Here is a 24,880-nt window from a genome sequence, read left to right as displayed (position 1 = left end):
AGGCTGCCGCGCGGTCTGACACGTAGCGAAACCAAGGCTCCCATGTCGGACATCAACTTAACGTCGGCGGTGCCGGCAGCGCACACGCAGCGCGCGCCCAGCCGTCTCGGCGACATCATTTTCGGCGGCGTGACACGGCTCGCGGCCGTCGTCACGCTGCTTTTGCTTGGCGGCATCATCGTTTCGCTGCTCGTCGCCTCGATGCCGACCATCCAGAAGTTCGGCCTCTCGTTCCTGTGGCGCTCGGAGTGGGATCCGCCCAGCGAGACGTTCGGCGCGCTCGTGCCGATCTACGGCACCATCGCGACCTCGATCATCGCGCTCATCATCGCGGTGCCGGTGAGCTTCGGCATCGCGCTCTTCCTGACGGAACTGTCGCCCGCGTGGCTGCGCCGCCCGCTCGGCGTCGCGATCGAACTGCTCGCGGCGATTCCGTCGATCGTCTATGGCATGTGGGGCCTGCTCGTGTTCGCGCCGATCTTCGCGCAGTACTTCGAGAAGCCGCTCGGCCATCTGCTCGGCGACGTGCCCGTCATCGGCATGTTCTTCCAGGGCGCGCCGATCGGCATCGGCATCCTGTGCGCGGGCGTAATTCTCGCGATCATGATCATCCCGTACATCGCGTCCGTGATGCGCGATGTGTTCGAAGTCACGCCCGTGCTGCTGAAGGAATCGGCGTACGGCATCGGCTGCACGACCTGGGAAGTGATGTGGAAGATCGTGCTGCCCTATACGCGCGCCGGCGTGATCGGCGGCGTCATGCTCGGCCTCGGCCGCGCGCTCGGTGAAACGATGGCCGTCACGTTCGTCATCGGCAACACGAACCTGCTCGACAACGTGTCGCTCTTTTCGCCCGGCAACAGCATCACCTCGGCGCTTGCCAACGAATTCGCGGAAGCGAGCCCGGGCCTGCATACCTCGGCGCTGATGGAACTCGGTCTGATTCTCTTCGTGATCACGTTCTTCGTGCTCGCGCTTTCGAAGCTGATGCTTCTGCGCATGGAACGCGGGGAGGGCCGTAAATAATGAGCCGTCCCGCTACGTTCAACCAGGATCCGGATCGCGTGCAGGCCACGCGCAAGAAGCTGCAGAGCCGCCGCCGCGGCACCAATGCGCTCGCGCTGACGCTCTCGCTCGCCGCGATGGCCTTCGGCCTCATCTGGCTCGTCTGGATTCTTTACACGACGCTCAAGCTCGGCATCGGCGGACTGTCGGTCGATCTTTTCACGCAGTCGACGCCTCCGCCGAACACCGATGGCGGCGGTCTCGCCAACGCGATCGTCGGCAGCCTGCTGCTCGTCGTGCTCGCGACGTTCGTCGGCACGCCGCTCGGCATTCTCGCGGGCGTGTATCTCGCGGAATACGGCCAGAAGCGCTGGCTCGCGAGCGTGACGCGCTTCATCAACGACATCCTGCTGTCGGCGCCTTCGATCGTCGTCGGTCTGTTCGTGTATGCGATCGTCGTCGCCAAAATGGGCCGCTTCTCGGGCTGGGCCGGCGTGATCGCGCTGGCGCTGTTGCAGATTCCGATCGTGATCCGCACGACCGAAAACATGCTGAAGCTCGTGCCGAACGCATTGCGTGAAGCCGCGTTCGCACTTGGCACGCCGAAGTGGAAGATGGTGATGTCGATCACGCTGAAGGCGTCGGTCGGCGGCATCGTGACCGGCGTGCTGCTGGCGATCGCGCGTATCGCCGGCGAAACCGCGCCGCTGCTTTTCACGGCGCTGTCGAATCAATTTTTCTCGTGGGACATGAATCAGCCGGTGGCAAACCTGCCGGTGACGATCTACAAGTTCGCGATGAGTCCGTTCCCGCAGTGGCAATCGCTCGCGTGGGCCGGTGTGTTCCTGATTACGCTCGGCGTGCTGGGTCTGAATATCCTGGCGCGTGCGATCTTCTCGAAGAAATAAGGGCGGAGTGATTCCATGAATATGGTCGAAAGTGGTGTCAACCACCTGAATCCGAAGGCTGACGCAAAGCCGGTCGAGCGTGGCCCGGTGCCGGGCAGCGTGCGTCCGACGCACGCCTCGCAGCCTGCCGATTCCATCAAGCCGAAGATCGAGGTGAAGAACCTCAACTTCTTCTACAACAAGTATCACGCGCTGAAGAACATCAACCTGCGCATTCCGGAGAAGAAGGTGACGGCCTTCATCGGTCCGTCGGGTTGCGGCAAGTCCACGCTTCTGCGCACGTTCAACAAGATGTACGCGCTTTATCCGGAGCAGCGCGCCGAAGGCGAAATCCTGATGGACGGCGCCAATCTGCTCGATACGACGAAAGACATCTCGCTCCTGCGCGCGCGCGTGGGCATGGTGTTCCAGAAGCCGACGCCGTTTCCGATGTCGATCTACGACAACATCGCGTTCGGCGTGAAGATGTTCGAGCAGCTCTCGCGCTCGGAGATGGACGATCGCGTCGAATGGGCGCTCACGAAAGCGGCGCTCTGGACCGAAGTGAAGGACAAGCTGCAACAGAGCGGCTACGGTCTGTCGGGCGGCCAGCAGCAGCGACTTTGCATCGCGCGCGGCATTGCGATCCGCCCGGAAGTGCTCTTGCTCGACGAGCCTTGCTCCGCGCTCGACCCGATTTCGACGGGCCGTATCGAAGAGCTGATCGCCGAACTGAAAAGCGATTACACGGTTGTCATAGTCACTCACAACATGCAGCAGGCGGCGCGCTGTTCGGACTACACTGCCTACATGTACCTCGGTGAATTGATCGAGTTCGGCGATACCGAAAAGATCTTCATCAAGCCGGCCCGCAAGGAAACGGAAGATTACATCACGGGCCGCTTCGGCTGATCGTCAGCCAGGTCAAACAGAAAGGCTTAAGGAGCATATATGTCCGATAAACACCTCTCGAGCCAGTTCGACGCCGACCTCAACGCAGTGTCGTCGAAGGTGCTGGAAATGGGCGGTCTGGTCGAGTCGCAGATCATCAACGCGATGCAGGCGCTGAACGAATTCGATATCGGCATCGCGGATCAGGTGATCGCGGCCGAAGCGCGCCTGAACACGATGGAAGTCGAGATCGACGAGGACTGCAGCAACATCATCGCGCGCCGTCAGCCGGCTGCGCGCGACCTGCGTCTGCTCATGGCGATCTCGAAGACGATCACGAACCTCGAACGCGCCGGCGACGAAGCCGAGAAGATCGCGAAGCGTGTGAAGCGCATCAACGAAGACGGCGCTGGGCGCACGGTGAATATCGCCGAGATCAAGCTGTCGGGCGAGATGGCGGTGTCGATCCTGCGCCGCGCGCTCGACGCGTTCGCGCGTCTCGACACGGTGGCGGCCGCGCAGATCGTGCGCGACGACAAGGCCATCGACGATGAATTCCGCGCCTTCGTGCGCAAGCTCGTGACCTACATGATGGAAGATCCGCGCACGATTTCCGCGGGCCTCGACTATCTGTTCATCGCGAAGGCGGTGGAGCGCATCGGCGATCACGCGAAGAACATCGCCGAGTTCATCATCTATATCGTGAAGGGCACGGACGTGCGCCATATCTCGCGCGACCAGCTCGAGCGCGAAGCGCTCAGCTGAGCGTCGGGCGCGCAATCGTTTTAACTCAAGCAAAAGGTCAAGAGGTGCCGATGCCCAGCAGTATCCTCGTCGTCGAAGACGAACCCGCGATCTCCGAACTGATTTCGGTGAATCTTCAGCATGCGGGACATTGCCCGATCCGCGCATACAACGCGGAGCAGGCGCAAAACCTGATCAGCGACGTGCTGCCCGATCTCGTGCTGCTCGACTGGATGTTGCCCGGCAAGTCGGGCATCTCGTTCGCGCGCGACCTGCGCAACAACGAGCGCACGAAGCACATCCCGATCATCATGCTGACTGCGCGCGGCGACGAGCAGGACAAGGTGCTCGGCCTCGAGATCGGCGCGGACGATTACGTCACGAAGCCTTTCTCGCCGAAGGAACTGATGGCGCGCATCAAGGCGGTTCTGCGCCGCCGCGCGCCGCAGCTGACGGAAGACGTGGTCGCGATCAACGGCCTGCGCCTCGATCCGGCGACGCATCGCGTGGCGGCGAGTCATTCGGGCAACGACATCAAGCTCGATCTCGGTCCGACCGAATTCCGTCTGCTGCATTTCTTCATGACGCATCCGGAGCGCGTGCACAGCCGCACGCAGTTGCTGGATCAGGTCTGGGGCGATCACGTGTTCGTCGAAGAGCGCACGGTCGATGTGCACATCAAGCGTCTGCGCGCCGCGCTCAAGCCGGCGGGCTGCGATGCTATGATCGAAACGGTGCGCGGCAGCGGATACCGGCTTGCGAAGAGCGCCTGAGTTCGCGGCTGGCGTCATCCGCTTTAACGTTCCGCATCAACGTCACTCAGACTCACCGACAACATGAACATCATCTGGACGCGTGCGATCGTGTCCCTCGCGCTGCTCGCCGCGCTCAGCGCAGCGATCGGCGCACTGGCGGGCGTGCGCATTGCGCTCGCCTTCGCGGTGCTCATGCTGGTCGTGCAGGGCTTCTTCGTCACCTATCACATGCAGCGCCTGTGGCGTCTGCTCGAAGCGCCGGTCTACGGCGAAGTGCCGAGCGCGCTCGGCGTCTGGGGCGAAATCTATTACCGTCTGCACAAGCTCGCGAAGCGGTGGCATGCGCAGGTGCGCCAGGTCGAGCAACAGCATGCGCGCTTCATTCAGGCGATCCAGGCGTCCCCGAACGGTGTCGCGATGCTCGACGATCACGATCAGATCGAGTGGTGCAACGCCATCGCCGAAAAGCACTTCGGGCTCGATGCCAAGCGCGACTTGCGCCAGCACATCACGCATCTCGTGCGCCATCCGGATTTCGTCCGCTATCTGAACGCGCACCACTACGAAGAGATGCTCGTGATGCGCGGCATGGGCGTGAATCGCAAGTACACGGTGTCGGTGCAGGTGTTTCCGTATGGCGACCATCGCAAGCTGATTCTCACGCAGGACATCACCGAGCTCGAACGCACGGATTCGATGCGGCGCGACTTCGTCGCCAATGTCTCGCATGAATTGAAAACGCCGCTCACGGTGCTTTCCGGCTTCCTCGAAACCATGCGCGAACTGCCGCTCGATGAGGCCGACCGCATGCGCTATCTCGACATGATGGAGCAGCAGGCGTTGCGTATGCAGAACATCGTGCGCGATCTGCTCGTGCTCGCCAATCTGGAGGGCGACATGCGTCCGCCGGGCGATGAACTGCTCGACATGCGTGCCGTGATGCGCCATCTGGAAGACGATGCGAACAATCTGTCGAGCGGGCGGCATCGCATCACGTTTCATAGCGATGATGCGCTGACGATCGCGGGCGCGGAGACTGAGGTGATGAGCGCGCTCGGCAATCTCGTCACGAACGCGGTGCGGTATACGCCGGACGGCGGGACGATTGAAGTGACGTGGCAGCGGATGAAGGAGCGCGCGGTGTTCACTGTGCGGGATAGCGGGCTCGGGATTCCGGCCGAGCATATTCCGCGGTTGACCGAGCGTTTTTATCGCGTGGATCGCAGCCGGTCGCGGGATACGGGGGGCACGGGGCTGGGGCTTGCCATCGTCAAGCATGTGTTGCAGCGGCATAATGCCGAGCTTGATGTGAAGAGTGAAGTGGGGAAGGGGAGTATGTTTATCGTGCGGTTTCCGGGGTCGCGGACGGCTTCGAGGAAGTCGCTGGCCGCGTGAGGTTTTTTGGGGGTGTGTTGTTGCCGGATCCCGTTATCGCGGTGGTCTATTAGCACTGCCCCTCCCCGGGGCGGGGGTCACTTTCTTTGCTGCTGCAAAGAAAGTAACCAAAGAAAGCAGCTCGTTTAAGCCCGCGGTCACACGCAGTTTGGCCATGCTTGCCAGCCCGCCGGTGGCACTCGCCTAAGTGTCGCCCCCACAGGCCCAACCGGGCTTGGCTCGCGCACGGTCTGTCACCTCGCACCGCTTACCTCACTGGTTCAGCACGAAATGGCTCCGGCCCGCTTCGCGGCCGACCGGTCAATCGGGTCGGCGCAGACCTTCTTGCTAAAGCCGCCATCGCATGCACAGCACATGCGCACCGTTGGTTTCCCTTGCATACCCGGCGGCAGCGCGTAGCGCTGTGCCGAAGCTATTTGGTGCTGAACCAGCGCGCTTAAACATTTGGAGCGGCGGACCGTGCGCGGTCCAAGCCCTTATCTGCTTGTGGGGGCACTTGCTACTGCCAGGCCATTAGGCCAATCGCCTGTGCCGCGGCCGGTGTGAAGTGCTTAGGCTGGGGATAGCTGTTTCTTTGGTTACTTTCTTTGCAGCAGCAAAGAAAGTGACCCCCGCCCCGGGGAGGGGCAGTGCTAATAAACCGACACGCTAACGGGATCCGGTGACAACAACAAAACAACAAAAACCATCAAGAACAAAACTTCGCCAGCAACCCCAACTGCGCATTGCGAATAGACTTCCCCGGCCGCCGCTTCCGATAATGCCCATCGCTCTGCATGACCCAGGCCGATTGGTTATCGCCGAGACAAACCGACAAGCCCTCGGCAATCACGCGCCGCTTCAACCGCCGATCGCGAATCGGAAACGCCACCTCCACACGACGGAAAAAGTTTCGATCCATCCAGTCCGCGCTGGAAAGAAACACATCTTCCTTGCCGTTCGCATAAAAATAGAAGATGCGATGATGCTCGAGAAAGCGCCCGACGATCGACCGGACCGTGATGTTCTCCGACAGATCCTCAACGCCCGGCTTGAGCGAGCACACCCCGCGCACGATCAGATCGATCTTCACCCCCGCATGCGACGCCTCGTAAAGCGCAGCGATGACCGTAGGCTCCAGCAACGCATTCATCTTCGCGACGATACGCGCACGTCGTCCCGCGCGCGCATGTTCGGCCTCGGCGCGAATCGCATCGATGAGCTTGGCGTGCAGCGTGAACGGCGATTGCCATAGCTGATGCAGCGCAATCTCGCCGCCAATGCCAGTCAGTTGCTGAAAGACGTGATGCACGTCCTCGCACATTTCCTGATCCGAAGTCATCAGGCCGAAGTCGGTATAAAGACGCGCCGTGCGCGGATGATAGTTGCCCGTGCCCAGATGCGCATAACGCTTCAGCACGAGCTTGCCGCCTTGCGACACGCGCCGCACGATCAGCATCATCTTCGCGTGGCACTTGTGGCCGACCACGCCATACACGACATGCGCGCCCACCGCTTCGAGCTGCGATGCCCAGTTGATATTCGTCTCCTCGTCGAAACGCGCGAGCAGCTCCACGACCACGGTCACTTCCTTGCCGTTGCGCGCGGCCTGCATGAGCGCGTCCATCAGCGGCGAATCGGTGCCCGTACGATAGATGGTCTGCTTGATCGCGACGACCTGCGGATCTTTCGCCGCCTGAAGCAGCAACTCCAGCACCGGCTGAAAGCTCTCGTACGGATGATGCAGCAGGATATCGCCCTGATCGATCGCATCGAAGAGATTCGACGTATTCGCGATCGCCTTCGGCACAGACGGAATATGCGGCACGAACTTGAGGTCCGGGCGATCGACCATCTCGGGCAACTGCATGAGCCGCACGAGATTGACCGGCCCGTTCACGCGATACAAATCGCGTTCGCTCAACTGGCCTTCATCGAGGAGACGCCGCACGAGATGCGGAGGCGTTTCCGCCGATACTTCCAGACGCACCGCGTTGCCCAGATGACGTGCCGGCAATTCGCCCTGCAGCGCGACGCGCAGATTGGTGATTTCGTCCTCGTCGACGAAAAGCTCACTGTTACGCGTGATGCGAAACTGATTGCAACTGCGCACGACGAGATGCGGGAACAGCTCGTTCACGAAGTGCTGCATGAACGAACTCAGCAGCACGAAACCATGCGGATAACCCGACAACGCTTCGGGCATGCGCACGAGTCGCGGCAGCGCGCGCGGCGCCTGGACGATGCCCATCATCGCCTGACGGCCGAAGGCGTCGGTGCCTTCCAGTTCGACGACGAAGTTCAGGCTCTTGTTCAACACGCGCGGAAACGGATGCGCGGGGTCGAGTCCGATCGGCGTCAGCACCGGCAATAGCTCGTTGTGAAAGTATTCGCGCGCCCACGCGTTCTGCTGCTCGGTCCAGTCTTCCGCGCCGTGGAAGTAGATGCCTTCCATTTCGAGCGCGGGCAGCACGATGTCGTGCAGCATCGAGTATTGCTGGCGCACGAGACGTTGCGCGCGCTCGGAGACGAGATCGTAGACGTGCTGCAGCGACATGCCGTCCGGCGAGAGCGAGCCGGGATTGTCGCGCATCTGCTCTTGCAGACCCGCCATCCGGACTTCGAAGAATTCGTCGAGGTTGCTGCTGGTGATGCAGATGAAACGCAGGCGTTCCAACAAGGGAACCGTCGTGTCGGCGGCTTGCGCAAGGACGCGCTCGTTGAAACCTAGTATGCCCAGTTCGCGGTTGAATAGCGGATAGCGTATGGACATCGGAGGGAGGGAAGGTGTCTCGATCAGATGGGCAAAGGAACTCTCGGATGCTCTCACAGTATGATGTCTTTTTTAAGACAGAACGAATTTCACAAATTCTACTCACAATGCGGATAGCGTCGCTAGCGCAAAAGCGCGATTCCGGCAAAGACGCGGTTTCGAACGAGTTGGCAAGGGCCGCGGGCCGCGTCGGCATAGAATAGAATTCGTGCGCTGCAACAGCGCCGCTGTGACAGTGCCTTTCCCACTTCACGAATCTGGAACTCCGATGGTCACACATCCCCATCTACTTGCCGCCGTCGACCTCGGATCGAACAGTTTCCGGTTGATCGTCGGACGGGTCGAGGAAACGCCCGCCGGCAGCCAGATCTATCAGGTCGACGCGCTGCGCGAACCCGTGCGGCTCGGCGGCGGCCTGTCGAAGGACAAGATGCTCGACCGCGCATCGCAGGTGCGCGGCTGGGATGCGTTGAAGCGTTTCGGCGAACGTCTGCGCGACTTTCATCCCGATCAGGTGCGTGCCGTCGCCACCAACACGCTGCGCGTCGCGAAGAATGCACACGACTTTCTCGTCGAAGCGGAAGCGGCGCTCGGTTTCCCGATCGAAGTGATCGCGGGGCGCGAGGAAGCGCGCCTCATCTACGCGGGCGCCGCGCATTCGGTGCCGGCAAGCGCGGGCAAGCGGCTCGTGGTCGATATCGGCGGCGGTTCGACGGAGTTCATCATCGGCTCGCACTACACGCCGATTCACATGGAAAGTCTCTATATCGGCTGCGTGAGCCATAGCCGCCAGTTCTTCCCGGCGGGCAACGTTGACGAATACACGATGCGTCAGGCCGAACTCGCCGCCAAGCGCGAAATCCAGATCATCTCGAGCGAATACAAGGGCACCGGCTGGGATCAGGCGATCGGCTCGTCGGGCACGGCGCGCGCGCTCGCGGAACTGATCGAGGCGAACGACTTCAACGACGAAGGCATCACACACGGCATCTCGCGCGGCGGGTTGGAGAAGCTGAAACGCGCGCTCATCAAGGCCGAGAACGTGAACCGGCTGAAGCTCATCGCGTTGAAGCCCGATCGCATACCGGTGCTGGCGGGCGGTCTGTCGATCATGCTGGGCGTGTTCGAGGAACTGGGCATCGAATACGCCGATACGACCGACGCCGCGCTGCGTCTCGGCGTGCTGTACGACCTGCTCGGGCGCTCGCAGCATCAGGACATGCGCACGGTAACGGTCGAAGGCTTCAAGCGCCGTTATGGCGTCGATGCCGCGCAGGCCGAACGCATCGGCGAACTGGCGATCAGCTTTTACGATCAACTCGGCGAACCCGACGAAGACGTGCGCGAAGAAAACCGCATGTTCCTCGCGTGGGCGGCGTCGCTGCATGAGATCGGCCTGTCGATCGCGCATAGTGCCTATCACAAGCATTCCGCGTATATCACGAGCAACGCCGACATGCCCGGCTTCTCCCGCACCGATCAGGCGCGCCTCGCCGCGCTCGTGCTCGGCCACGCGGGCAAGCTCGGCAAGCTCGCACAGGCGCGCGACGTCGAGTGGACGCTGCTCTTCTGTCTGCGGCTCGCGGCGCTCCTGTCGCGCCGCCGCGCGGATGTCGGGCTGCCCGGCATTGAGGTGAAAAAAGCGGGCGGCGGTTTCGACGTGCATCTGCCGAGCGAATGGGTGACGAACAATCCGCTCACCGATTACAGCCTCGTCCAGGAAGCGATGGAATGGGAGAAGATCGGCCGGCCGTATCGCGTGGTGTACACGGGCGACTGATGCCGCGATGACAAGGCCCCGTCGAGCGGGGCCTTTTTTGTATCGGGGCGTCAGCGTCCCTGCATGTCGCCGATGAAGTGCCGCGCGTAACGCGCGTTGATCTCGGACAGACGAAAGAGCGTGAGGAAGTCGGCCGTGTTGAAATCCGGATCCCAGGCCGGCGCGCCGCAGATTTTCGCGCCCAGGCGCAGATAACCTTTCACGAGCGGCGGCGGGCTCACGCTGGCGCCCGTGCGCAGTTCCTCGACGGGCAGCGGCGTGTGCGGGAACGCGCGATATTCGGGCGCGGTGAGCGCGTCGGGCGGCAGCGAAGTGTAGAGATTCGCGGCATAGTGGCCGCCGTCGATCATGCCGACGCTCGCGCAGCCGAGCATCGTTTCATAGCCGTTCTGCATCATGTACGCGGCGAGGCCGCCCCACAGCGACATGATCACCGCGCCATTGCGAAAGTCCGGATGCACGCACGACCGGCCCACTTCGACGAGCTTCGGCCGCAGGTGCGTCAGGCGCGACACGTCGAATTCGCTTTCGGCATAAAGACGGCCGATGCGCGCGGCCTGATGCGGCGGCAGCACGCGATACGTGCCGACCACTTGCAGCGTGTCGAGATCGCGCACGAGCAGGTGATCGCAATAGGCGTCGAAGGCATCGACGTCGAGCCCCGCGGGGCCGGACAGACGTGCACCCATTTCTTCGGAAAACACGCGGTAGCGCAGGCGTTGCGCGTCGCGCAGCGCGTCTTCGTCACGCGCCCACGTGACTTGCAGGCGCTCGCGGCCCGTGACGGTTTCCGACGTGCGCGGAAGGTGACGGCGCGAATCGAGCGAGAGCGATGACGCTCCGAGTTGCAGGAAAGGCGTCGGCAAATCTTGCATTGGCATTCCTCGACAGGACGTTGCTGTGGCTTCAAGTCCTCGCCAATGTAGTAATGCACGGTGACGCTCGCATGGCATCGCAATGACGTTTCGATGAAACGACACGCGCATGAATGCGAGCTTGCGCCGCCGCTGCCGCGCTCAGAGCAGATCGGGATTGACCACCGCGCGAAGCACGACGTGGCCGTCGCCGCCGCGCGTGCGTCCCTGAAACCACCAGATGGCCGCTTTCTTGATCGACCATTCCGTTTCGTGGCCGGTCATGAGGAGCGCGGCGACGCGGCCGAGCGTCGGCTGATGCCCGATCACGACGACCGTCTCCGCGACGCCTTCCGGCCAGCCCGCAGCATCGAGCACGGCTTGCGCGCCGTTGCCCGGCGCGAGCGCGTCGATCACGCGATAGCGGTCGCCGAAGGCTTCCGCGGTCTGGATCGTGCGCGTCGCGGGACTGGCGAGCAGCACGGCGTCGTCGCCGACGCGCGACTTCAGCCATTTCGCGATGCCTTGCGCCTGTTTTCGTCCGCGCGGCGTGAGCTGGCGCGCGAGATCGCTCGACGCCTGATCTTCCGCTTCGGCGTGACGCCAGAGGATGAGGTTCATTGATCGTCTCCGGGTGATGAGGTTCGCTTTCGGATGAACCAGAAAGATGCGTGCCCGCGTTTGGCATTGCGGATGCTCGCGGGCCGCGTTACAATCTGCGGCTCGTCGGAGCGTAGCGCAGCCTGGTAGCGCATCTGATTTGGGATCAGAGGGTCGAAGGTTCGAATCCTTTCGCTCCGACCACGATACACGAAGGGGTTACAAGTTACGGCTTGTAACCCCTTTGTCTTTTCGACGCTCATCCGGGAGTCTCATGCCGCGTATCGTTTTCAACATCGTCTGCGCCGTATTCATCGCGATCGGCTTCGCTGCCTGCGCCGACTCCGCTCACCAGAAGCACGAGCCGCAAGATCCGCCCGACTACAAGGGCGTGCCGACGGACATGACCCCGCCGTCGATGGTCCCCGATCCCGCCAAGCCGCAGTAACCGCCACAAAAGGCGAAGCCCCGATGCGGGCACATCGGGGCTTCTGACCCGCGTCGACTGTTCGCGCTGATATCGTGCGCGGGCTGTCGCCAGTGTAGGAATATCGCCGGCTCATGACTGTATGCGCTTGTTTCGGCGCGTAACGGGATGCAAGCGGGGATGCAAGCCGGGGATCCAGGCCGTTGCACGGATCAACGTATGCTCGCGCACAGTTCAAACTCGGGAAACGCTACCTGCCGCACGATTCGGAGGATTCGCTCAAGCGGAATATTTGCCTGGCAAGTATGATTCGAGCAGTGTGTTTCGAAGTGTATCTGTCATGGATCTGCTCTGGGTTTTCGCCGCCGTCGCGCCGCTCGCCGTAGGATCGCTCGTTGCGTTCGCGGCGCATATTGATCCGTTATCCGGGCATTGGCGCACGCCAGGCTCGAACAAGCCGAAAGACGAAACGTTCGACACCTGACGGCGCAGGCGTTACTGCTTGCAGCGAATGACCATCGAGCGGTTCTTGATGTTCGCGCCGAAAATCCCGCCGACAGACCCGCCCGCGGTCGCGCCGTTATCGGCATCCTTCGACACCACGTCGTAGCCGTACGCCCCGCACATTTCGCCCGCCTGCTTGTAGCAGGCCGCCCAGGTCGTGCTCGCATCGCCGCCGCTGCAGTTGATCGCAAAGCCCGTGTCGCCCGAAGGGAGATAGGTCATCGTCGCCGTCTGCGCGCATCCTGCGAGTGCGCCGGTCAAAGCCAGAGCCGCGCCGAGCGCGGCCGTGTGCATCCTCATCGTCAATCTCATCAATCTTCCTCGTAACGTCCGCCGGGCCTTCAGCGCGGCGGTAGATAGCGCGCGGGGTCCGTCGAGCGGCCCATGTAGCGCACTTCGAAATGCAGCATCGTGCGATCGCTGTCGGTATCGCCCATTTCGGCGATTTGCTGGCCCTGCTGCACTGTCTGGCCTTCCTTCACCAGCAGCACCCGATTGTGGGCGTAGGCGGTCAGATATTCATCGTCGTGCTTGATGATCAGCATGTTGCCGTAGCCGCGCAGCCCATTGCCCGCGTAGACGACATTGCCGGTCGCGGCGGCGATGACGGGCGTGCCCGCCGCATTGGCGATATCGATGCCCTTCGAGTTCTTGCCGTCGAAGCCGCGAATGATGTTGCCCTGCGCCGGCCACACGAGCGTCACGCCCGGTCCCGCCTTTGCCTGCGACGACGCTTGCGCGCTGCCGGCGGTTGCCGCAGCCGATGGCTCCGGCGCCGATGCGCTGCCCGCCGGCGGCGCGATGCGCAGCACCTGTCCGACCTCGATGGCGTCGGGATTCGTGAGCCCGTTCCAGCGCTTGAGGTTCGCCACCGACGTGCGATTCTCACGCGCGATCTTGGACACCGTGTCGCCGCGCTCGACGCGATAAAAGCCCGGCGCCACCGGTCCCGTTCCGCAAGCGGCCAACACTGCGATGAGCGATGCGCAGACGAGCCGTCGAATTCTTTTTTGCAAACCTGACCTCGTAAAGCACCGCCGCGAGAAGTGCGTGGCACTGTCGCGCGGCGAACCGAAAGGCAGGATTTTACCGTCTCGGGTTTCCCCGGACAGAAAGACGCCTCATGCCGGCGTTTTTCGTCTCACTCGTCGCGCGTGACGACGAGCCTGAGCGATGCCGTTTCGGTCTTGCCCGGCGCGAGCCAGCGCAAGCCGCGGCCGTTGTGAATGGCGTCCGGCAAGCCGATCCACGGCTCGACGCAATAGAAGTCCGACGTGTCCGATTCGGTCCAGGTCGTCACCGCGTACCACGGCACCGAGTCCGGCTGCTGCAGTTCGAAGCCGATCGTGCGCTTCAATCCCGGCAGCTTGACCAGCATCGGTTCGTCGGATTGGCGCGTGAGGCAGTGAAACGTATCGACGATGCCCGGATCGGCGAGCGAATAGCGCGGCAGGCCCGGCTCGGCCTCGCTGATCGAGCCGTCCGCGAGTTGCCGGCGCCGCTCGGTGTGCGGCAGCTCGACGCTGCTTTCGGCGCGCTGGCCGTGCGGCAGATGAAAGTAGAAGTGATGCCCGGCGTAGTAAGGCAGCGCGACCTCGCCCGGATTCGACGTCGTGAGCTCGACCTCGAGCGTATTGCCGTCGACGATGCGATACGCCGCCTCGAAGCGAAACGCGAACGGATAGCCGTCGCGGGTCGCGTCGCTGTCGACGAGCGTCATGCGCAGACCGTGGCCGTCGGCGTCGCGCGTGCAGGAGAAGGGCAGGTTGCGCGCGAAGCCGTGAGTCGGCAGCGCATGCACGACGCCTTCCGGATCGCGCCATTTGCCGATTTCGCCATCGACGAAATGACGCCCGAGAAACGGAAAGAGCAGCGGATTGCCGCCGCGGATCTTGGCCGGATTCGACCAGTCGGGTGCGTCGGGCCAGTGTACGACCGGCTCGCCGCCGACGCGCCAGGTCATGAGCCGTCCGCCCGCGTGCGGCGCGAGCAGGATGGCGGCGCCGTCGCGCTCGATTTCGATGACGTCAGTTTCCGGTGACATGATGGCAGGCGCTCCGTTGGATGGCGAGGCGCCGCGCACGGCGATCGGCGCGGCTCGACCCCAAAGATTCTGCCTCGGAATTCCGTCCGGAAAAACCCTTTGCGGGAAATTGCGACTGACCAAGCCTCATTCGATATGTTGTTATATGCTCCGTGTGTTGGGAATCAGACGGACAAGGAGCAGTCATGGATCTGGCGATGGCAATGGGCGTCGCGATGTTCGCCCTCTTCGGCGCGAGCACGGCAATCTTCCTCTACAAGCTGACGATCTGACGGCGGAATCGCGGCTTCGCCACGCCGCGCGCTTTCTTTCGTATTGCCTGTATTCTGTTTGCGATTGTTCTTCGTTTCCCCAACGATTGACTGTCGACGCATTTTGTGTGCGGTTTGCGCTTGGCGCGGGTTTTCACCAGCGGCATAATCGGTCCCGTTTGCGCGCCGTATCGACTTTTCCTTCCTGTTCCAATTTCCCTTTCGCCTCGTTCGGCTTCGCGTGATGCGAGGGATGGAACTGCACGGCGCGTCCTTCTTCCTCCTCAAAAAAGGACCGACGCGTGACTCTGTGGTTTCTCGTATTCCTGAGCGTGCTCCAGGGCGTGACCGAACTCTTTCCGGTCAGCAGTCTGGGCCACACCTTGCTCGTTCCCGGCCTGATCGGCATGCATATCGACAAGCATGCGCCGCAATTGCTGCCGTTTCTCGTCGCGTTGCACCTGGGCACGGCCGTCGCGCTGCTCTGGTATTTCCGCGTGCGCTGGATCGCGCTGATTCGCGGCTTCTTCGCGTCGCTCGGCGGCCGCAAGAACGACGACGGCCACATGATGTGGGCGCTCATCATCGGCACGATTCCGACGGGTATCGTCGGGCTGGTGCTCGAAAAACGGCTCGAAGTCATTTTTCACGACTTGCGGATCGTCGCGGCGGCGCTGATCGTCAATGGCGTGCTCCTGTGGCTGGGCGACCGTCTGCAGAAAAGCCGCGCGATGCGGGCGCCCGAGAAGCTCACATTCAGGCAGGCGTTTCTGGTCGGCCTGGCGCAGATCGGCGCGCTGATTCCGGGTTTTTCGCGCAGCGGTCTGACGATGATCGCGGGCGTGGGCGCGGGACTCACGGCCGAGGCGGCGGCGGAATTCTCGTTCCTGCTCGGCACGCCGATCATCTTCGCGGCGGGCGTGCTCGAATTGCCGAAGCTCTTCCACGCGCCGGGGCAACTTGCCGACTCGCTGCTGGGCGGCGTGCTGACGGGCATTGCGGCGTATCTCAGCGTGCGCTTCCTGATGCGCTACTTCGAAGGCCACGGCAAGCTCGCGTCGTTCGGCGTGTATTGCGTGATCGCGGGGATCTTCTTCTTCGGCTGGTTCATGATGCATCCGCAGCCGGTGTGATGAACTCGGGCCAAGCGGGGCGGCGAATGAGGTAAAATCGCAATCTCTTCTGATTCGCGCGGCGGCTTTCTGCCCTTGCCGCGCGCTCCGGTTCTCCGCCCTTAGCTCAGCTGGATAGAGCAACGGCCTTCTAAGCCGTAGGTCACACGTTCGAGTCGTGTAGGGCGGGCCAAATGGCCTGCGTCGAGCCCAGTCTTTGCGACTGGGCTTTTTGCTTTTATGGCGCCCGTGCAGGCCCCCACAACGTCAGCATGCCTAATCGAATCGACGCATACCGCATTCCTGGCCCGCTTCCTGCCCATTCCTGAGTTGCGTGCGCGCGTCCGATCCCCGCGATCCCGCGCCCCGCAACGCATCGGAAAAATTAACCATCTCGTACAAGCGAGTGTTCCGCCCATCCACGGTGCGCCGATGCGTCATCGTGGCGCGCGATGCGCCATAACGGTGACAGCGACAGGCCTGATCGACGCCAGAGGAATGACTTGAACAAACGAGCATACGAATCCAGCCTCGCGCAATGCTCGCTATGGAACCGCAAGCAGTCGCGCCTGCAACCGGAGTCGCGGCGCGTGCTGCTCGCGCTGCCGGAGCGCGTGCTCGGCGCATCGCTCGCGTCCTTGTTCGAACTGAAGGGCTTTCCCGCGCAACTCGCGGTGGACGCGTCCTCGCTCAGGCAGATCGCCGGGGAATGGCGTCCGCATGTGCTTTTTCTCGATACGCGCGTCGGTGGCTGCGGCAATTACGCGCTGGTCCGCGCGCTACGCGAACTCGACGACGACGCGAATCGCCTCATCATCGCGATGAGCGGCTTTCTGCCGGAAGAGCCGATCGCGCATCTCAGGGAAGCGGGCTACGACGGGCATTGCCGCCGCCCGTGTCCCGTGTGGCAGATGACCGATCTGCTCGACGAGTTCTTCGCATGTCACGCGGTGCGTTGAGCGCGCCGTCCTGCTGGCGCATCGCGCGAGCATAGCTGCGCGGGCCGAACACGACATTCAGCGCGATCATCGCGACGAGGCTCGCGGCCAGCATCATCCACGACATCGAGAAGCCGCCGCTCACATCGCGCACGACACCCGCGACGACCGGCGCGATCGCCGCGATGACGAAGCCCACGCCCTGCACGAACGTGACGAGCCGCGCGGCCAGTGCGGGGTCGTCGGCGTGATCGAGCGTCAGCACCAGCGACAGCGCGAACACGCCGCCGAGCCCGCCGCCGAGCAACGCCACGACCGCGAGCGGCGCTGAAAGCGGGGCAACGAGCAGCAGAGCGAAGCCCGCCAGTTGCGCGACGAGACCGAGCGCGATCCACGGACGACGATCCCGGCCGCGCCCGAAGCGAGCGGCCGCCATCGGCAGCAGCAACGCCGACGATGCCTGGAATACCGTGAGCATCGCGAGCAGCGCGCCGCTCTCGGTCACGCCGCGGCCGAGTTGCTGATAGTACGCGGGCATCCACGCGACGAGGCTCGTATAGCCGCCATTGACGAGCCCGAAGAAGATCCCGAGCGTCCACGCCCGGCGATTGAGAAAGAGCGACGGCGCGGGCTTCGCGGAACCTGCCGATGAAGCGCGAGGCAACGCGTCCGCGCGCATGAGGAGCATCCACACCGCCAGCGCGATCAGCGCGGGCAGCGCCCAGAACGCGAGCCCCGCCTGCCACGACACGCGCGATGCGACCGCCGGCGTGATGCTCGCGCCGAGTCCGCCGCCCGCCATGATCGATGCGGAGTAGAGGCCCATCGCGAACGGCAGGCGCGCGGCGAAGCGTGTCTTCATGACGCCGGGCAGGAGCGCCTGAATGACCGCGACGCCCGTGCCCGCGATCGCCGCGCTCGCGATGAGCGCAGCCGCGTTCCCGGCGAAGAAACGTCCCGCGCAGGCGGCGACGATCGCGATAAGCCCGATCGCCACGCCGCGCGCCTGGCCGACGGAACGCGCAAGCGCGCTCGCGCCGAACGCGCACACGCCCATCGCGACGACAGGCAGGCCGGTCAGCATCGACGCGCCGCGAAACGACAATCCCGTCGCGTGCAGAATCACGCCCATCAGCGGGCTGATCGAAGTGAGCAGCGGCCGAAGGTTCAGGCCGATCGCGACGATCACCGCGAGCCACGCGAGGTTCGATGCGCGCGGGTTCATCGCGCGAGCCCGAACGATCGTGCGCCGACGATCCAGGTCGATGGTTTCATGTGATGGAATCCTCCGGTGATTCATGCGATTTGGTTGACCATTTTACCAGTCTTTGGTCAACCAAAAATACGCTGAACCTGATAGACCGAATTCACGCCAGAGCGTGTGCACTCGATACAATGCGATTCAACGCAAGCACGACCAGGCATCATGGCATCACGCAAGGACACATCATCCAACGAAGCCGCGGCCGCGACGCCGCCCGACGCACGCGTGTACGCGGCGATCACCTCCGCGCTTTTGCACGGCAAGCTCGCGCCCGGCGCGCAGCTCGTCGAGCGCGAGCTCGCCGCCGCGTTCGACTGCACGCGCGGCACGATCCGAAAGGTGCTGGCGCGGCTCGGCGCCGAAGGCAAGCTCACGCTGGAAGCGAATCGCGGCGCGTTCGTGCCGTCGCCGACGCCCGCCGATATCCGCGAGGTGTATCGCGCTCGGCAGGTCGTGGAGGCGGGCATCGTCGCGGTACTGTGCGGCACGCTGGGCACGCCGGCGAAACGCGCGCTGCGCGCCCACGTCAAGGCCGAGCAGCGCGCGGTGAAGGGGGGAAGCGTGGAGGAATGCGTGCGGCTCGCGGGCCACTTCCATCTGCTGCTCGCGGAGCTGGCGGGCGCGCCGGACGTGCAGGCGTTTCTCGCGAAGCTGGTCGCGAAGACCGAACTCTACAAGGCGCTGTTTGATCCGTCGAAATTGTCGAACTGTTCGTCGGACGAACACGGAAGGCTCGTCGATGCCCTGGAGGACGGCGATCTCGCTGCCGCGCTCACCGCGATGCGCACGCATATCGACGAACTGGAAGCGCGCGTGCTGGCGCAGGCGAGCGGCGCGCGCACCAACGATCTGGCGTCGCTCTTCGCGGGCGCGTGAGCATCGGCGCAAAAAAACGGGCCGCGGCGTAAAAGCCGCGGCCCGTCTCGTTACAGCGTCGACAGATATCGCTTATTGCGAGAAGTCGAGCGCGTTGGTCAGATCGCCCATCGCCTTGCCGCCGTTCGCGACGAGTGCGTCGTCGCGCGATTTCAGGCCCGGCAGTTCCGGCAGGCTGTAGCGCTTGGTGATGAAGCGCAGGATCGACGTCGTGTCGTATTGCGTGTGATCGACGAAGCCCTTCTTCGCGTACGGCGAGATGATGAGCGCCGGAATACGCGTGCCCGGACCCCAGCGGTCGCCCTTCGGCGGCGCGACGTGATCCCAGAAGCCGCCGTTTTCGTCGTAGGTCACGACGACGACCATGTTCTTCCACTGCGGACTCTTCTGCAGATGGGAGATCAGATCGGCGATGTGCTGGTCGCCCTGCGCGACGTCCGTATAACCGGCGTGCTCGTTCAGGTTGCCCTGCGGCTTGTAGAACGCGACTTGCGGCAGCGTGCCCGCGTCGATCGCCTTGATGAACTCCGAACCGTTCGTGCCGCCGTCGAGCAGATGCTGCGCGCGCGCCGCCGTGCCCGGTGCGAGATCGGCGAAGTAGTTGAACGGCTGATGGTGCGTCTGGAAATCAGGCACCACGTTGACCGCGCCGTTGATGACCGAACGGTCCGCCAGCGCCGCCGCCCACGAGCCGCCGTACCATGCCCAGCTCACGCCGGCCGTGTTCAGCAGATCGCCGATGTGCTGCTGCGTTTGCGGCGGCAGCGTCGTCGGCTGGGTCGGGTCCGCGAGGTTCGCATCGCCGCCGGTGACCGGCTTGTTGCCGCTCGGCTGATACGGCGGCTGCATCGTGTTGACGGCGTAGAAGTCGGGCGTGAGCGTGCCCGAGTTCACGAACTGCGCGTCGGCCGAGCCGGTCATCGCGGAGGGCGGAGGATTCGTCTTCGTCTTGAGCGACACGCCATCCGGATTCACCGCGGAAATCGATCCCTTCGCGACGCTCGTGTCCGCGTTCGGATAGACCGGCGTACATGCGCAGATGAGCCACTGGTGGTTCAGGAACGAACCGCCGAACGCGCTCATGAAGAAGTTGTCCGCGAGCGTGTATTGCTGCGCGATCTTGTAGAGCGGCAGCTTGTCCGGCGGCGTGTCGTAGTGACCCATTACGAGGCCGCCCGAGTCGCCCCAGGCGGCGAACTTGTCGTTCTTGCCGCCGTCGATCTGCATCTGGTTCTCGTAGAAGCGGTGATACAGATCGCGCGTCGTGACGTTGAGCTGCGTGTTGAAGCCGTTGGGATCGTCGATCGCGAACGGCGTGTTCGGCAGGTTCGCCGTCATCGCTTCGGAAATCGCGGGCGTCACGCCCTTCGCCGTCAGGCCGGTCCAGATCTTCGGCAACGTCGCGAGCACGGTGCCGTCGCGATCGAGCTGCTGCGAGTTCGCCGCAGTCACGTTCTGCAGACCGTTCGCGCCGGGGAAGTGCCCGTACAGATTGTCGAAGCTGCGGTTTTCCGCGTAAATCACGACGACGTTCTTCACCGAAGAAATATCGCTGGTCTGATGATCGTCGCCGCCGCATGCGTAGAGGCCGAATGCGAGCGCCGCCGCGAGCGGCACCGCGCAAACGAGTTTCTTGTTCATTGAGATTCTCTCTTGTGTTGGGGACCGGCGCGTGGCGCGGGCGTCGTCGTCGGAAAGCCTTTACCCGCCGGCGAGCGCAGTGTCGCAATGCAAATTGACGCCGCCATGTAATAAGGCTTTCGTTTGCGTAATGTTCGCTTAATAAATTTCGCCCGGCGGCCCTGGAATGACAGCGTCGCGGCTTGTCACATGAAAGACACGCGCACGACATACGCTTCGGCATCTTTCAATTCCGATCCTCACGTCCATGTCTTCGATGCGTTTGCCGTCCGTCTTTGTTGGTCTCGCGTTCGTCGCGTTATCGGTGGCGATGAGCGGCTGCGATTCCCATGCGGCGGACCAGGGCGCGAGCGGGCAGAAGCATGCTTCGACGAGCATCGCGGCCAACCCGGCGCCGCATGGCCAGTCGCGCGCGGAAGTGTTCGCGCATGTGAAGCAGATGACGTCGCTCGGCGAAAAGCTGTTCTTCGATCCGTCGCTGTCCGGGTCGGGCAAGCTCGCATGCGCGTCGTGCCATAGCCCGAGCCATGCGTTCGGGCCGCCGAACGCGCTATCCGTGCAACTGGGCGGCAACGACATGCATCGGCCGGGATTCCGCGCGGTGCCGTCGCTCAAGTATCTGCAGTCGGTGCCGGCGTTCACGCGCCATTTCCACGATTCCGACGACGAAGGCGACGAGAGCGTCGATGCCGGCCCGACCGGCGGCCTCACATGGGACGGCCGCGTCGATCATGGCTCGGACCAGGCGCGTATTCCGCTCTTGTCGTCGTTCGAAATGGGCAGCACGCCCGCCAGGGTGACGGCCGCGGTGAAGGCATCGCCCTATGCCGACGACTTCCGCAAGGCGTTCGGCGCCGATGTGTTCGACAGCGACGACAAGGTGTTCGCCGCGGTGCTGCAATCGCTCGAAGCGTTCGAGCAGACGCCCGAGAAGTTCTATCCGTACACAAGCAAGTACGATGCGTTCCTCGCGGGCCGCGCGAAGCTCAACGACGCCGAGATGCACGGCCTCCAGCTCTTCAACGACGAGAACAAGGGCAACTGCGCGTCGTGCCACATCAGCCAGCGCGCGAAGGACGGTTCGCCGCCGCAGTTCAGCGACTTCGGGCTGATCGCGATCGGCGTGCCGCGCAATCGTGCGCTGCCGGTCAACAAGAACCCGAATTTCCACGATCTCGGCGCGTGCGGTCCCGAGCGCCGCGATCTGACGGGTCAGGACGAGTATTGCGGCATCTTCCGCACGCCCACGCTGCGCAATGTCGCGCTGCGCAAGACGTTCTTCCACAACGGCATCTATCACAACCTCGAAGACGTGGTGCGCTTCTACGTCGAGCGCGATACGAACCCGGAGAAGTTCTATCCGGTGTCGAAGAAGGGCGTCGTCCAGAAGTTCGACGATCTGCCGAAGCGCTATTGGGAGAACGTCAACACCGAGGCGCCGTTCGATCGCAAGAAGGGCGACAAGCCCGCGCTCGACGAAGCCGAGATCAGGGACGTCGTCGCGTTCCTCGACACGCTCACCGACGGCTACGATCCGGCGAAGGACAAGAACTCGCAGAAGGGCATTGGCATCAACGAAATGAAGTCCGCTTCCAACTAGCGCACGCCCATGCGGCGCGGGCGCCGAGCGCGCCGCGTCATGCTATTCTCCTTGCGACTGCCCACACGGGCCGAGTTGATGAATCGCCGTTGCCGCTCTGGTCGCATTTGCAGACGGCATGCTCATCCGCAACGAGGACACTTCAATGCCGATCACACATCGAACGCTCGCTCGCGCTTCTTTCCTGACACTTGCGGCAGGCGCGCTCGTTGCCGCGAGCACGGCCGCGTCGGCCGCGAATCTCGGATTCCTGAACAACACGCCGATCACCTACATGAAGCAGCGCGACCTGCAGGCGCTCAACGACGCCGCGCAGATCGCGCTCAATACCAAGAAGGACGGTGAATCGCTCGACTGGGACAACAAGGGCACGGGCAATACGGTTCCGATCAACGGCACCGTGACGCCGCAGGAAACCTTCGATTCCGGCGGGCTCAAGTGCCGCAAGGTCACGCTCGTCGCGCAAGCGAAAGGGCAGACGCAGACGTGGATGCCGGTCGCCTGCAAGGGAAGCGACGGCAAGTGGAAACTCAAGAAGCAGTGATGAACGGGGAACGGTGTCGATGAGCGCCCGCACCGTATCGTGCGGCGTCGTCATCCTGAACGGGCAGGGCGACGTGCTGCTGTGCCACGCGACCGAAACCACGCATTGGGACGTGCCCAAGGGCGCCGCCGATCCCGGCGAGAGCCCGCGCGAGGCGGCGTTGCGCGAGCTCGTCGAGGAGACGGGCATTGTGTTGCCCGCCGGGCGGTTGAAGGATCTCGGGCGCTTTGTTTATCGTCGTGACAAGGATCTGCATCTTTTCGCCGTGCGCGTGGGCGAGGATGAAGTGCAGATCGAGAATTGCGTGTGTGAATCGTACTTTCCGCGCTATAGCGATGGGACGATGATTCCTGAGATGGATGCCTACCGATGGGTCAGTCCGGCCGACGTCGATACGTTTGCGAGCCGCAGCCTCGCGAGGTTGTTTCAGACGACGTTATCGCTTGTTGAGTTGCATGAGATGCTTTAGGGTTTTTTGTGGAATCCTGATTTCGTGTTGGTCTATTGGCTCTGCCCCTGTGCGGGGCGGCAGTCACTTTCTTTGCAGCAGCAAAGCTAGTTTTCAACCTGTCTAGTTTAGAGTAGATTCGTTTAGGTCGGCTCACTCCCATTAGAGCCTTACTGGATAAGGGTTTGGTAGAATTTAGGAAGCTGAACAAGACAGTTCAGCCCCAAACAAACCTAAACTGATCTAAACCGAAGTGTTGGATGGAGTGTTGGGTTGAAATCCACGCTAGGCAGGCCTCTATCATGCGCGAAATCAACAAACTGACCCCGGCTGAGGTCAAGGCCCGCACTCAAAGCGGCAACCTGAGCGACGGCGGCGGGCTGCTGCTGCAAGTCACCAAGACCGGCGGCAAAAGCTGGACCTATCGCTACCAACTGAACAAGGTTCGCCGCGACAAGGGCATCGGCCCTTATCCGACCTTCAGCCTCGCGCAGGCCCGTGAGCGCCGTGACGAACTGGCCCGCCTCGTGAAGCGCGGCATCGACCCAATTGAATACCACCGCGACGCGCTCGTGCAGGCAGCAGCGGCGACGGCGAAGCGTGTCACCTTCGCGACAGCCTGTGAAGCCTTCATGGCCGTGCGCAGCAAGACGCTGAAAACCGAAAAGCAGGTCAAAAGCTGGGACCGCACATTCGCACTAGCAGGCAAGGTGCTGAAGGGCTTCTATATGCATGAGGTCAGCCGCCAGCATATCGTCGCCTGCCTTGAGCCGGACTGGATCGAAAAGAACCCGACCGCGGTCGAGAACATGCTGCGCCTGCATGCGCTGTTCAAGTGGTCGATCGTGCGCTTTGAACTCGGCGGCGCAAACCCGGCCTCCATCCCCGAACTCGAACAACTGCTGCCGAAGGTCACGAAAGACACCGACGAGGACGAGGGCGACACTGACGATGGTCGTGCTTCCCTGCCGTGGCTCGAACTGCCTGCCTGTGTGACGAAGGTGCGGGCCGACAGGACGATGGAAGCGCAGGCGATGGAGTTCATCATCCTGACGGGCGCGCGGCTCGAAGAGGCCCTGCAACTGACTTGGCAGGAACTCGACCTGACGGCCAAAAAGTGGACTGTCCATAAAAGCCGCATGAAGGCAGGCAAGACGCAGACTATACCGCTGGCGGCTCAGGCCGTTGACCTGCTCAAGGCCCTGCCGAGCTATAACGGCGGCGAGCCGAACCCCGAAGGTCTTGTGTTCACGGCCCTGCGCGGTGGCAAGGTGTACGGCGCCGCACTGCTCAAACTGCTGCGCCGCATCGGTTACACCGTCGAGCAGGTCACGACGCACGGCATGCGCAAGTCGCTACGCACCTATCTCGGCGAGGTCCTGAAGGTCAGAGAGGAAGTCGCCGAGGCCGTGATTGCGCATGACACGCGCAGCCGCATCCGCAAGACCTACGAGCGGACCCGTTTTTATGACGAGCGCATCGAACTCATGACGAAGTGGGCGAACTACACCGACGAGCGCATCGCGAAGGTTGCGAAGTTGCCAAAGCACGCGGCATAGCGACAGAGC

Annotated in this window: 24 protein-coding genes and 2 tRNA genes; 18 read left to right on the top strand and 8 right to left on the bottom strand. The window is 63.0% G+C overall.

Translation table 11 applies throughout. The annotated features are described in order from the left end of the window. The first annotated feature begins 42 nt into the window (after positions 1-42). The 6 genes from pstC to phoR all read left to right on the top strand — a co-directional run bounded on the left by pstC (position 43) and on the right by phoR (position 5,677). Positions 43-1,026 carry a phosphate ABC transporter permease PstC gene (gene pstC / locus IAG25_RS16055; protein ID WP_035501629.1) on the top strand — a complete coding sequence of 328 codons (984 nt, stop codon included), beginning with the start codon at positions 43-45 and terminating at the stop codon, positions 1,024-1,026. Beyond that, positions 1,026-1,913, top strand: a complete 888-nt coding sequence (gene pstA / locus IAG25_RS16050; protein WP_035501628.1) for a phosphate ABC transporter permease PstA — start codon at positions 1,026-1,028, stop codon at positions 1,911-1,913. Before pstC ends, pstA begins: the two co-directional genes overlap by 1 nt. A 15-nt stretch (positions 1,914-1,928) precedes the next feature. Continuing rightward, positions 1,929-2,804 (top strand): phosphate ABC transporter ATP-binding protein PstB, encoded by an 876-nt coding sequence (gene pstB, locus IAG25_RS16045; protein ID WP_035501627.1) that lies wholly within the window; start codon positions 1,929-1,931, stop codon positions 2,802-2,804. A gap of 39 nt (positions 2,805-2,843) precedes the next feature. Next, positions 2,844-3,548, top strand: a complete 705-nt coding sequence (gene phoU / locus IAG25_RS16040; RefSeq protein WP_035501626.1) for a phosphate signaling complex protein PhoU — start codon at positions 2,844-2,846, stop codon at positions 3,546-3,548. A 50-nt stretch (positions 3,549-3,598) separates the two neighbouring features. Then, positions 3,599-4,300: a phosphate regulon transcriptional regulator PhoB gene (gene phoB, locus IAG25_RS16035; protein ID WP_035501625.1), complete on the top strand. Its 702-nt coding sequence runs from the start codon at positions 3,599-3,601 to the stop codon at positions 4,298-4,300. A 63-nt stretch (positions 4,301-4,363) separates the two neighbouring features. Further along, a complete protein-coding gene (gene phoR, locus IAG25_RS16030) occupies positions 4,364-5,677 on the top strand; it encodes a phosphate regulon sensor histidine kinase PhoR (protein WP_187605757.1) in 1,314 nt (437 codons plus the stop codon). Positions 5,678-6,365: 688 nt separating this feature from the next. Here the strand turns inward: phoR and ppk1 are convergent. Continuing rightward, positions 6,366-8,429 carry a polyphosphate kinase 1 gene (ppk1, locus tag IAG25_RS16025; protein ID WP_035510828.1) on the bottom strand — a complete coding sequence of 688 codons (2,064 nt, stop codon included), beginning with the start codon at positions 8,427-8,429 and terminating at the stop codon, positions 6,366-6,368. 268 nt (positions 8,430-8,697) lie between these two features. Between ppk1 and ppx the strand changes: the two genes are divergently transcribed. Then, complete coding sequence (gene ppx, locus IAG25_RS16020) at positions 8,698-10,209, top strand: exopolyphosphatase (RefSeq protein WP_187605756.1); 1,512 nt, start codon at positions 8,698-8,700, stop codon at positions 10,207-10,209. A 50-nt stretch (positions 10,210-10,259) separates the two neighbouring features. Here the strand turns inward: ppx and IAG25_RS16015 are convergent, their stop codons facing one another. Continuing rightward, the gene (locus IAG25_RS16015; protein WP_187605755.1) at positions 10,260-11,084 is read right to left on the bottom strand and encodes a GNAT family N-acetyltransferase; all 825 of its coding nucleotides are present in this window, start codon (positions 11,082-11,084) and stop codon (positions 10,260-10,262) included. A 141-nt stretch (positions 11,085-11,225) separates the two neighbouring features. Beyond that, positions 11,226-11,684, bottom strand: a complete 459-nt coding sequence (locus IAG25_RS16010; RefSeq protein WP_187605754.1) for a SixA phosphatase family protein — start codon at positions 11,682-11,684, stop codon at positions 11,226-11,228. 106 nt (positions 11,685-11,790) lie between these two features. On the opposite strand from IAG25_RS16010, the gene IAG25_RS16005 reads away from it, so the two are divergent. The 3 genes from IAG25_RS16005 (at position 11,791) to IAG25_RS15995 (ending at position 12,574) form a co-directional block, all read left to right on the top strand. Further along, positions 11,791-11,867: transfer RNA gene (locus IAG25_RS16005), tRNA-Pro, on the top strand. 70 nt (positions 11,868-11,937) lie between these two features. Beyond that, the gene (locus IAG25_RS16000; protein WP_187605753.1) at positions 11,938-12,111 is read left to right on the top strand and encodes a hypothetical protein; all 174 of its coding nucleotides are present in this window, start codon (positions 11,938-11,940) and stop codon (positions 12,109-12,111) included. A gap of 319 nt (positions 12,112-12,430) precedes the next feature. Continuing rightward, complete coding sequence (locus IAG25_RS15995) at positions 12,431-12,574, top strand: hypothetical protein (RefSeq protein ID WP_187605752.1); 144 nt, start codon at positions 12,431-12,433, stop codon at positions 12,572-12,574. Positions 12,575-12,585: 11 nt separating this feature from the next. Here the strand turns inward: IAG25_RS15995 and IAG25_RS15990 are convergent, their stop codons facing one another. The 3 genes from IAG25_RS15990 to IAG25_RS15980 all read right to left on the bottom strand — a co-directional run bounded on the left by IAG25_RS15990 (position 12,586) and on the right by IAG25_RS15980 (position 14,638). Then, positions 12,586-12,906 carry a hypothetical protein gene (locus IAG25_RS15990; protein WP_035510821.1) on the bottom strand — a complete coding sequence of 107 codons (321 nt, stop codon included), beginning with the start codon at positions 12,904-12,906 and terminating at the stop codon, positions 12,586-12,588. A 29-nt stretch (positions 12,907-12,935) separates the two neighbouring features. Continuing rightward, positions 12,936-13,610, bottom strand: coding sequence for a peptidoglycan DD-metalloendopeptidase family protein (locus IAG25_RS15985; RefSeq protein ID WP_187605751.1), 675 nt, complete (start codon positions 13,608-13,610; stop codon positions 12,936-12,938). 125 nt (positions 13,611-13,735) lie between these two features. After that, positions 13,736-14,638: an aldose epimerase family protein gene (locus tag IAG25_RS15980; RefSeq protein WP_187605750.1), complete on the bottom strand. Its 903-nt coding sequence runs from the start codon at positions 14,636-14,638 to the stop codon at positions 13,736-13,738. 553 nt (positions 14,639-15,191) lie between these two features. On the opposite strand from IAG25_RS15980, the gene IAG25_RS15975 reads away from it, so the two are divergent. From IAG25_RS15975 to IAG25_RS15965, 3 genes are all read left to right on the top strand, one after another. Next, entirely contained in the window at positions 15,192-16,022 is an 831-nt protein-coding gene (locus tag IAG25_RS15975) for an undecaprenyl-diphosphate phosphatase (protein WP_187605749.1), read from the top strand. A 95-nt stretch (positions 16,023-16,117) separates the two neighbouring features. Beyond that, a tRNA-Arg gene (locus IAG25_RS15970) sits at positions 16,118-16,194 on the top strand. Positions 16,195-16,504: 310 nt separating this feature from the next. Then, entirely contained in the window at positions 16,505-16,960 is a 456-nt protein-coding gene (locus tag IAG25_RS15965; RefSeq protein ID WP_187605748.1) for a response regulator, read from the top strand. Here the strand turns inward: IAG25_RS15965 and IAG25_RS15960 are convergent. Next, positions 16,860-18,164, bottom strand: a complete 1,305-nt coding sequence (locus IAG25_RS15960; RefSeq protein ID WP_187605747.1) for a cyanate transporter — start codon at positions 18,162-18,164, stop codon at positions 16,860-16,862. The two genes, IAG25_RS15965 and IAG25_RS15960, sit on opposite strands and share 101 nt — an antisense overlap. 201 nt (positions 18,165-18,365) lie before the next feature. Here IAG25_RS15960 and IAG25_RS15955 point away from each other — a divergent pair, with 201 nt between their 5' ends. Further along, entirely contained in the window at positions 18,366-19,079 is a 714-nt protein-coding gene (locus IAG25_RS15955; protein WP_187605746.1) for a GntR family transcriptional regulator, read from the top strand. 72 nt (positions 19,080-19,151) lie between these two features. On the opposite strand, the gene IAG25_RS15950 is transcribed toward IAG25_RS15955, so the two are convergent. After that, positions 19,152-20,720 carry an acid phosphatase gene (locus IAG25_RS15950; RefSeq protein WP_187605745.1) on the bottom strand — a complete coding sequence of 523 codons (1,569 nt, stop codon included), beginning with the start codon at positions 20,718-20,720 and terminating at the stop codon, positions 19,152-19,154. 247 nt (positions 20,721-20,967) lie between these two features. On the opposite strand from IAG25_RS15950, the gene IAG25_RS15945 reads away from it, so the two are divergent. The 4 genes from IAG25_RS15945 (at position 20,968) to IAG25_RS15930 (ending at position 24,871) form a co-directional block, all read left to right on the top strand. Then, a complete protein-coding gene (locus IAG25_RS15945) occupies positions 20,968-22,320 on the top strand; it encodes a cytochrome-c peroxidase (RefSeq protein ID WP_187605744.1) in 1,353 nt (450 codons plus the stop codon). 145 nt (positions 22,321-22,465) lie between these two features. Then, on the top strand, positions 22,466-22,864 hold the full coding sequence (locus IAG25_RS15940) for an RT0821/Lpp0805 family surface protein (RefSeq protein WP_187605743.1): 399 nt from the start codon (positions 22,466-22,468) through the stop codon (positions 22,862-22,864). Between the two features lie 19 nt (positions 22,865-22,883). After that, complete coding sequence (locus IAG25_RS15935) at positions 22,884-23,333, top strand: NUDIX hydrolase (protein ID WP_187605742.1); 450 nt, start codon at positions 22,884-22,886, stop codon at positions 23,331-23,333. Between the two features lie 281 nt (positions 23,334-23,614). Beyond that, complete coding sequence (locus tag IAG25_RS15930; protein WP_187605741.1) at positions 23,615-24,871, top strand: tyrosine-type recombinase/integrase; 1,257 nt, start codon at positions 23,615-23,617, stop codon at positions 24,869-24,871. The last annotated feature ends 9 nt before the right edge of the window (positions 24,872-24,880 follow it).

It is taken from the genome of Caballeronia sp. EK (genome assembly GCF_014384845.1).
Classification (GTDB): domain Bacteria; phylum Pseudomonadota; class Gammaproteobacteria; order Burkholderiales; family Burkholderiaceae; genus Caballeronia; species Caballeronia jiangsuensis.
The sequence above is the reverse complement of the archived record's forward strand: the minus strand, read 5'-3'. Positions and strand labels throughout refer to the sequence as shown.